At 58.5% G+C, this 8,825-nt stretch carries 8 protein-coding genes; 5 read left to right on the forward strand and 3 right to left on the reverse strand.

The genetic code is table 11. From position 1 onward, the window contains the following. The first annotated feature begins 142 nt into the window (after positions 1-142). Positions 143-880 carry an ABC transporter ATP-binding protein gene (locus tag HMPREF0308_RS12500; protein WP_005532175.1) on the forward strand — a complete coding sequence of 246 codons (738 nt, stop codon included), beginning with the start codon at positions 143-145 and terminating at the stop codon, positions 878-880. Beyond that, a complete protein-coding gene (locus HMPREF0308_RS12505; protein WP_005532177.1) occupies positions 880-3,423 on the forward strand; it encodes an ABC transporter permease in 2,544 nt (847 codons plus the stop codon). Before HMPREF0308_RS12500 ends, HMPREF0308_RS12505 begins: the two co-directional genes overlap by 1 nt. Here HMPREF0308_RS12505 and HMPREF0308_RS12510 read toward each other — a convergent pair. From HMPREF0308_RS12510 to HMPREF0308_RS12520, 3 genes are read right to left on the reverse strand one after another with little or no spacing between them, the layout of a single operon-like run. Further along, positions 3,420-3,788: a fluoride efflux transporter FluC gene (locus tag HMPREF0308_RS12510; RefSeq protein WP_005532180.1), complete on the reverse strand. Its 369-nt coding sequence runs from the start codon at positions 3,786-3,788 to the stop codon at positions 3,420-3,422. The two genes, HMPREF0308_RS12505 and HMPREF0308_RS12510, sit on opposite strands and share 4 nt — an antisense overlap. Beyond that, a complete protein-coding gene (locus HMPREF0308_RS12515; RefSeq protein WP_005532183.1) occupies positions 3,785-4,093 on the reverse strand; it encodes a fluoride efflux transporter family protein in 309 nt (102 codons plus the stop codon). Before HMPREF0308_RS12515 ends, HMPREF0308_RS12510 begins: the two co-directional genes overlap by 4 nt. Before the next feature lie 10 nt (positions 4,094-4,103). Further along, a complete protein-coding gene (locus tag HMPREF0308_RS12520; protein WP_005532185.1) occupies positions 4,104-5,525 on the reverse strand; it encodes an alanine/glycine:cation symporter family protein in 1,422 nt (473 codons plus the stop codon). Positions 5,526-5,682: 157 nt separating this feature from the next. Here HMPREF0308_RS12520 and pgm point away from each other — a divergent pair, with 157 nt between their 5' ends. The 3 genes from pgm to HMPREF0308_RS12535 all read left to right on the forward strand — a co-directional run bounded on the left by pgm (position 5,683) and on the right by HMPREF0308_RS12535 (position 8,676). After that, a complete protein-coding gene (gene pgm, locus HMPREF0308_RS12525) occupies positions 5,683-7,299 on the forward strand; it encodes a phosphoglucomutase (alpha-D-glucose-1,6-bisphosphate-dependent) (protein ID WP_005532188.1) in 1,617 nt (538 codons plus the stop codon). Between the two features lie 16 nt (positions 7,300-7,315). After that, positions 7,316-7,780 (forward strand): MauE/DoxX family redox-associated membrane protein, encoded by a 465-nt coding sequence (locus tag HMPREF0308_RS12530; RefSeq protein WP_005532189.1) that lies wholly within the window; start codon positions 7,316-7,318, stop codon positions 7,778-7,780. Between the two features lie 143 nt (positions 7,781-7,923). Then, positions 7,924-8,676, forward strand: coding sequence for a DsbA family protein (locus tag HMPREF0308_RS12535; RefSeq protein WP_005532190.1), 753 nt, complete (start codon positions 7,924-7,926; stop codon positions 8,674-8,676). The last annotated feature ends 149 nt before the right edge of the window (positions 8,677-8,825 follow it).

Below are 8,825 nucleotides of genomic sequence, written 5' to 3' on the forward strand. Positions count from 1 at the left end.
TCCTTTTTTGATCGTTTTGTCGTAGTTGACCATAAAGGTTGTCCGGAATGTGACCCGCAGGTGCGCGGTGTTACCTATGGGGCGCTAGTGTAGGGGAGATAGTTTTGTTTCATTTCATCCCTCACCGTTAGGAGACCCCTTTATGAGTCCAACAAGCAGCGCAGCGGCCCGCGCCGTCGAGCTATTCAAGCAATACGGTCAAGGCGATACCGCAGTTACTGCACTGGACCATGTCAACGTGGAATTCGAGCGCAACAAGTTCACCGCAATCATGGGCCCGTCTGGCTCCGGCAAGTCGACGCTGATGCACACAATGGCGGGCTTGGACTCCGCAACGAGCGGCTCGGCTTTCATCGGCGATACGGACATGTCGCAGCTCAAGGATAAAGAGATCACCGCGCTGCGCCGAGACCGTCTAGGCTTTATCTTCCAGTCCTTCAATCTGGTGCCTACCCTCACCGCTGCAGAAAACATCACTCTGCCGATGAACATTGCGGGCAAGGACGTCGACCAGGCGTGGTTTGAAGAAGTGACCACGCGTCTAGGGCTTGCGCAACGCCTTACCCACAGGCCGGCTGAACTCTCCGGCGGTCAGCAGCAGCGCGTCGCCTGTGCGCGTGCGCTCGTGGCACGTCCAGAGATCATCTTTGGCGATGAACCCACCGGTAACCTAGACTCCAATTCCTCGGCGGAAGTGCTCGATATTCTTCGTACCGCCGTTGACCAGGATGATCAGACTGTGGTCATCGTGACGCACGACGCTAAGGCGGCGTCATACGCAGATCGCGTAATTTTCCTCGCCGACGGCAAGCTCGTTAATGAGCTGGAGGACCCAACCATGGAATCCATCCACAAGGTCATGGCGGAGATTGAGAGCTAATGGCTAAAAACAACACTATGCGCAAGGTCTCCTTGCGCAATATCATCGCGCATAAGCTGCGACTTACGCTGACGCTCCTTGCGGTGGTGCTGGGCACCGCGTTCATCGCTGGTTCCTTCATGTTCACCAACTCGCTTTCGAACACGTTTGATGCCGCGGTCTCCAACAGCTTCACCGGCGTGGACGCTGCGGTGAGCAAGAAGGACTCGGGCCCAGAGCTCGACGAGAAGCTGCGAAGTGAGCTCGCCAAGGACACCAAGGTGGGCAACGTTAATATCGAAAGCGCCCAGACGGTCGTCGTGGCGAATGACAAAGCAGAAGCCTTCCAGACCGCCGGGGGCACTGCCCACGTGCGCCCCTATTACCCAGCCGACCAGACCGTGGGCGAGCCCGGCGAGATCGTCGAGGGCGAGGCGCCACAGGGCCCCGGCGAGGTTCTCATCAATGACTCCGCAGCAGAAAAGTTTGGTGTCACGGTGGGGCAGAAGCTCATCGTGGTCCATCCGGACAAGCGTGACGAGGTGAAGGTGGTTGGCATCGAGAAGCCAGCTGTCGACGCAGGTCAGGCGCTGACACTGCAGATGGACAACAAGGCCTTCGCGCAGCGCTATGGAAATCCCCGGCAGCTGAAGGTCTCTGCGGCGGAAGGTGTAACTCCCGAGCAACTCGTGAACCACCTGAACAAGACATACGACGTCGAGGCAGAGTCCGGCGAGAAGCTAGCCGAGGAGATCTCTGACGCCATTTCTTCCGCGCTGAAGTTCGTGAACTATTTTCTTATCGCCTTCGGCCTCATTGCGCTGTTGGTCGGCACCTTCATCATCGCTAATACCTTCTCGATGATCGTCGCGCAGCGCACCAAGGAATTCGCTCTCTTGCGCGCCCTTGGCGCCTCCCGCCGCCAGATCACCCGCTCCGTGGTGGTCGAGTCCTTTATCGTGGGCCTCATCGGTTCAGCGGTGGGCGTCGTCGCAGGCATGGGCTTGGTGGCCATCATCAAGGCAGTGCTGAAGTCCCAGGGCATGCCGATGGATGGCAACCTTGGCTTGAGCCTGAGCGCCATTATCGTCCCCATTTTGTTGGGCGCAGCGGTCACGGTGGTATCGGCGTGGGCGCCGGCTCGCCGCGCCGGTACGGTGGAACCCGTCGAGGCAATGCGTACCACCGAATCGGCCGCTGGTTCCTCGCTGAAGGTCCGCACCATCATCGGCGGTTTGCTCATGGTGCTGGGCGCCATTTTCGTTGTGGTGGGTGTGCTTATCGACGCCGGTACCGGCATCCGCGCCAGCCTCGTCGGCCTCGGAGCCCTCAACTTGATTCTGGGCTTTGCCCTCGCAGGCCCAGCGTTGTCGCTGCCCATCGTTCCTACTTTGGGAAGAGTCATCGGTGCACCTTTCGGGGCCGTCGGCAAGCTTGCGTCAACTAACTCCAAGCGCAACCCACGCCGTACCGCTGCTACCGCCTTTGCTTTGACCTTGGGCGTGGCACTGGTGACGGCGATCGGCATGCTTGGCGCCACGATGAAGTCTTCCGTTGCAGATACTCTGGAAAAGGACATCAGTGCCGATTACCTGCTCTCCGGCCCATCCCAGGGCAATTTCCCGACTCCGGCCGAGACTAGCGAGCGCGCTGCAGAAGCCGAGGGCGTGGGTCAGGTGGTTACGGTGGGTACCGCTCCGGTAGAGATCGATGGCCAGGCCTCGATGCAATATGGCCCGCAATATTCCATGACTGAGACGGTCAGCGGCAATCCGAGCGATGTCTTCAAACTCACGATGACGCAGGGAGATACGGACATCGCCGACGGCGGATTCGTGGCTGATAAGACCACTGCGGAGAAGCAGGGCTGGAAAGTCGGTGAGTCCTATAAATTGACTGGCCCGATTCCTGGCAAGTCCGCCAAGGTGGAGCTCAAGGGCATCTACGAGGACTTCCAGATGCTGCCCAAACTTGCGGTATCCCAGAAGAGCGCCGAGGAGCTCGTGCCTGCCGACGCCATCACGGTCGCCATGGTGGGTGTCAACGGCGAGGAAGGCGTGGATCTCGAGCAGCTGCGCGGCAACCTCGAGGAGGCAGTTAAGGATCTAGTCGTGGTCCAGGTTGCATCTGGTGAAGAATACGCCGGCGAAGCTGCTGGCATGATCAACCAGATGCTGTCCATCCTTTACGCGTTGCTTGCCCTCGCGGTGATCATCGCGGTGCTGGGCATCGTCAACACGCTCACGCTGGGCGTTATCGAGCGCCGCCAGGAGATTGGCATGCTGCGTGCGGTGGGCACCCAGCGTCGCCAGATCCGCACCATGATCACGCTTGAGTCTGTGCAGATCGCCGTCTTCGGTGCGGTCATGGGCATGTTGATGGGCCTCGGACTCGGTTGGTCCTTCATCAAGGTCTTGGCAGATGAAGGCCTTAATAACGCCGTTGTACCGTGGGGCATGCTGGCAATTCTGCTCGTGGGTTCCGCGGTGGTTGGTGTGCTCGCCGCACTGTGGCCAGCGCAGGGCGCATCGAAGACGCCGCCACTCGATGCCATTGCGGACTAGAAGTTGTTGTAGATAAGCGGGGCCCACATGGCCCCGCGCCAAGCCAGGACCACGCCGAGGGCGAGGGTCCAGAAGAGGTACTGGGTGAATTTCCAGTACCTCTTCTTTTTGATCATTTCGCCTAGCTCCTTGGCCAAGGTCGACCAAGTGGAAAGGCCACCTGCGAAACCTACGATGGCGAGGGGATAGATGGTGTTGGCTAAGGGGGCGTCGACAAGCATGGCGAAGCCATAAGCCAAGCCGATTGCCAGCGCTCCGCACATGTTGGAAGCGAAGGTACAGACCGGCGCGGGGAGCACCTTGGTGAAGCCGTAGCGCCCCATGCCGCCTAAGAAAGCGCCAAACAGGATATAGAAAAGTGTCATCGTGGGGCCACCTTGTCACCGATGAGGTAAGCGCCCACGCATCCAAGCACCGTGGCCATCACGTAGCCCGCAGCGATGGCGGGGGAGGCGCCCGAGGTGAGGTAGGCGAACGTGGCGAAGCTGGTAAAACCTCCCAGCACACCCGTGCCCCAGAAAGGCTTGGGCTTGAAATAGCCCATTAGTGCGCTGCCGAAGATGTTAATAATAAGCAGCGGCAACATCCCGCCGCCTAAGAGTGCGGACAAAAAATAGCGGGCCACGGCGCCAAGTGCGGCGCCGGACCCGACTACTAGTGCTTGAGGCATGCCCTACATGTTACTTCCAGTCCATCTGCTGGGAGCGCACGAACTCCTCAACGTCCTCGATTGGCTTGTTGAGCTTGGGATCGAACTCCAGGTAGGCCTTGGTCTCGCGGGCGATGAGACCGGAGAGGATAAGCAGGCCGATGAGGTTCGGGATGGCCATGAGGCCGTTGGCCAGGTCGGAGAAGGACCATACGACGTCAAGCTCGGTCACCGCGCCGATGAAGACGACGACGGTGAAGAACATGCGGTATGGGATGGTGGCCACTCGGCCGAAGAGGGAGGACAGTGCACGCTCGCCGTAGTAAGACCAGCCGACGATGGTGGAGAAGGCGAAGAAGATGATGGACAGGGAGACAATAGTGCCGCCCCAATGGCCGGGCAGGCCGGCCTCGAAAGCCTTGGCGGTCATGATGCCGGCTTCGTCGCGTCCCATGTCCCACACGCCGGTCACCACGATGACAAGGCCGGTGATAGTCACGACGATGAGCGTATCGATGAATGTCTGAGTCATGGAGACGAGTGCCTGACGGGCTGGGTGCGGGGTCTTGGCGGCAGCTGCTGCGATTGCGGCGGAACCCATACCAGACTCGTTGGAGAAGATACCGCGGGCGACACCGTATTGGATGACCATGATGATGGAGGAACCGACGAAGCCGCCGGCCGCGGAGGTGCCGGTGAAGGCATCAGTGAAGATGAGGCCCAGTGCTTCTGGAATCTGGCTGGCGTTGACGATAAGGACTACGAGGCCGCCGACCACGTAGATGATGATCATCAGCGGCACGAAGGCGGAGGTGATGCGGCCAATGGCCTGGATGCCGCCCAGAAGAACTGCACCGACGAGTACGAACATGAGCGCGCCGGAGGCTACGGGGGTGACTCCGAAGGTGGATTCCATGTTGGTGGCCACGGAGTTGGCCTGCGTCAGGTTGCCGATACCGAAGGATGCAAATACTGCGAAGATGGCGAAGGCGGTAGCGAGAGTTGTGCCGAGTGGGCCTTTGATGCCGCGTTTCAGGTAGTACTGCGGTCCGCCGGCCTGCTCACCCTTGGAGTCGGTAGTGCGGAAGCGGACACCGAGGTACGCCTCGGCGTACTTGGAGGCCATGCCCATGAGGCCCGTGACCCAGATCCAGACGAGGGAACCTGGGCCGCCGATGGACAGCGCGGTGGCGACGCCGACGATGTTGCCCACACCGACGGTGGCGGCGAGTGCAGTGGTAAGCGCCTGGTAGTTGGAGATATCGCCTTCGGCGGACTTGTCGTCGGGGTGGTCGACGAAGGCGTGGCGCAGGGCGCGACCGAGCGTGCGGAACTGAATGCCGCCGAGGCGGATGGTCAGCCATAGTCCAGTACCGAGCAGGAGCGGAATAAGGACGAAGGGTCCCCAGACCACGCCGCCCACCGTATCGAGAGTATTTTGCACTGAATCCATGCTGAGAAACTACTACATAATAGAAATTCAGTTAAGGGAGTTAGTAATTTGAGTTCGCATTTTCCCCCTTGTGGGGGTTGAAAGTGCTGCGAAATCATGTGGGAAAGGGCAAGCTTGGCAGGAGAATTAATCGCAGACGTCTAAGGAGACTCCCCCCATGGCCCACGAGCGCGCCGGTCAGTTGGCTCAGACGAGTGACCTCATTGATATTGCTGAGCTGGTCACCGCGTACTACACCCGTACTCCGGATGTGGAGAATCCGGATCAGCAGGTAGCTTTCGGCACCTCGGGCCACCGCGGTTCCGCGTTGGATACGGCCTTCAATGAGAACCACATTCTGGCGATTACCCAGGCGATCGTGGACTACCGCGCGGAGCAGGGGACTACCGGTGCTATCTTTATCGGTCGCGATACCCACGCGCTTTCGGAGCCGGCAATGGTCTCGGCCTTGAAGGTTCTCTTGGCTAATGGCCTCGAGGTCCGCGTCGATGACCGCGGCCGCTACACCCCGACCCCGGCTGTCTCCCACGCGATTCTCACCCACCCGGGTACCGACGGCATCGTGATTACGCCGTCCCACAACCCACCGCGCGATGGTGGCTTCAAGTACAACCCGCCAACTGGTGGACCGGCCGATACCTCTGCCACGGACTGGATTGCGGAGCGCGCCAACAACTACCTGCGTGCTGACCTTGAGGGCGTCAAGCGCGTGCCTGTCGACGGCGTGCTCGACGAGCGCTGCGTCAAGCACAACTACGTGGATAACTACGTGGCTGATCTGCGCAACGTGGTGGACATGGATGCCATCAAGAAGTCTGGCCTGCGCATCGGCGCGGACCCGATGGGCGGCGCTTCTGTCGATTATTGGGCAGCAATCGCCGCGCACTACGAACTCAACATGACCGTGGTTAATCCGGAGGTAGACGGAACTTTCCGCTTCATGACCCTGGATACAGACGGCAAGATTCGCATGGACTGCTCTTCGCCGAACGCCATGGCTTCTCTCATCGGCAACCGTGACAAGTACGATCTCGCCACCGGCAACGATGCCGACGCTGACCGCCACGGCATCGTCACCCCGGATGCTGGTCTCATGAACCCGAATCACTACCTCGCTGTGGCTATCGAGTACCTGTTTAGCCACCGCCCCAACTGGGGCAATGCCGGCGTGGGTAAGACCTTGGTTTCCTCTTCCATGATCGATCGCGTGGTGGCCAAGCTGGGCCGCGAGCTCGTCGAGGTGCCGGTAGGTTTCAAGTGGTTTGTGCCGGGTCTCGTGGAGGGAACCATCGGCTTCGGTGGCGAGGAATCTGCGGGTGCTTCCTTCCTGCGCTTTGACGGAACCGTGTGGTCGACTGACAAGGATGGCATCATCTTGGACCTGCTTGCGGCCGAAATCACAGCGGTGACTGGAAAGACCCCTTCGCAACGCTACGCGGAGCTGGCCGAAGAGTTTGGTGCGCCTGCCTATGCGCGTACCGACGCCCCCGCCAACCGTGAGCAGAAGGCGGTTCTGAAGAAGCTGTCGCCGGAGCAGGTTACCGCCACTGAGCTGGCCGGAGAGGAAATCACTGCCAAGCTGACGGAGGCGCCAGGCAACGGTGCGGCCATCGGTGGTCTCAAGGTGACAACGCAAAATGCATGGTTTGCCGCGCGCCCATCTGGTACGGAAGACAAGTACAAGATCTATGCCGAATCCTTCCTCGGTGAGGAACATCTCAGGAAAGTCCAAGAGGAAGCACAGGCTCTCGTTTCCCAAGTCCTAGAAGTTTAGGGTTAAACTAAATCGCGTGACCAAGAAAATTGACAAGAAGCTGATTCTGGACGTCGTCAGTGCGTTTGCTCGCTTCTATATGGCTTATATCTGGATTAAGGCCGGCGTGGCCAAGCTTGGCGAACCGCTGTCCGTAATGCAATCCATCAAGGCCTATGAAATCTTTACCCTGGAATGGTCGGGGTACCTGGCCAACATCATCGGACCGCTTGAGATTATCGGCGGAGTGCTTTTGCTCCTCGGCTTGTTCCTGAAGACTTCCGCCAAGGTGGGGACCATCGTTTTGGCGCTGTTCATGATTGGAATTGGTCAGGCTTGGTTGCGTGGTCTTGGGATTGACTGCGGCTGCTTTGAAGCAAACCCGGAGCAGGATGCGCAGGTTATGAACTATATGATGACCTTGTTGCGCGATACCTTCTACATCTTCCTCATGGTGTGGACGATGGTGCGTCCGTTCAAGAAGTTTGCACTCCACCCATAGTCCCACTGATTTCCAAGACAATTCATTGCCAATGTCACGTTTTTTCTGATGGAAATGCCCAGTGTGTTGGGTATATTCTCTGTTGAGATCGTGAAACAAAACCCGCGCGAGCGGGCAACCCATAAAGGCTAGGTTTATTCACTATGGCTTCTAAAGCTACAAAAGTTTCGGACCCTAACGCGAAGGGAAGCAGTGGCTTCCTCTGGGCAGTTGGTGTCCTCCTCGTCATCGTCGCCGTGGTCATAGGCTTCATTGTGTGGAAGGGTCAGGGTGCAAAGACCGAGGCCCTCGGCGATATGCCGACTGAAGAAACTTCCATGAACATGGAGTATGACGACAACGCGGTTGTCCTCAAGGCTGCTGACGCTAAGAAGGACGCCACTGAGGTTGAGCTCTACGAGGACTACTCGTGCCCTCACTGCGGTGAGCTTGCTATTGCGAGCGACGGCGACATGAAGACTGCCATCGAAGAGGGCAAGCTCATTGTGCATGTCCGTACCCTGAACTTCCTCGACGGTAGGGATATCGAAGGTAACACCGGTCACTCCACTAAGGCTGCCGCCGCGATGGAGCAGATTGCCAAGGCCGGTGACGTTAAGACCTACTGGAACCTCCGCAAGTACCTGATGGAAAACCAGCAGGAAGTTGCTAACCAGTGGTCCTTTGAAGACTTTGCTGATGCTGCTAAGCAGCTCGGTGCTGATGACTCCTTGGTTGACTCCATCAAGAACGTTGACATCAAGAATGGCAACAAGCTGGCCAAGTTCAACTACGACAAGCTGGAGAAGGACACCGGCTCGGTTTCCTCCCCGCGCATCATCAAGGATGGCAAGGACTTCCCAGAAGAAGGCTCCGGCAAGTCAATCATGGAGTGGGTCTCCCTGATCACTGCCTAATGTGCAGGACAATCGGCATCTAGCTGGATGCTGTTCTGCTTTTCAAATTTGCGCGCTTGAACACCGGAAATATTGTTCAAGCGCGCGATTTGGTTGGGTGAAACATTAAACGATATATTTAAACGAGTTGCAACCGTCACGGTTGTACC

It is taken from the genome of Corynebacterium striatum ATCC 6940 (genome assembly GCF_000159135.1).
In the GTDB taxonomy this organism is placed as follows: domain Bacteria; phylum Actinomycetota; class Actinomycetes; order Mycobacteriales; family Mycobacteriaceae; genus Corynebacterium; species Corynebacterium striatum.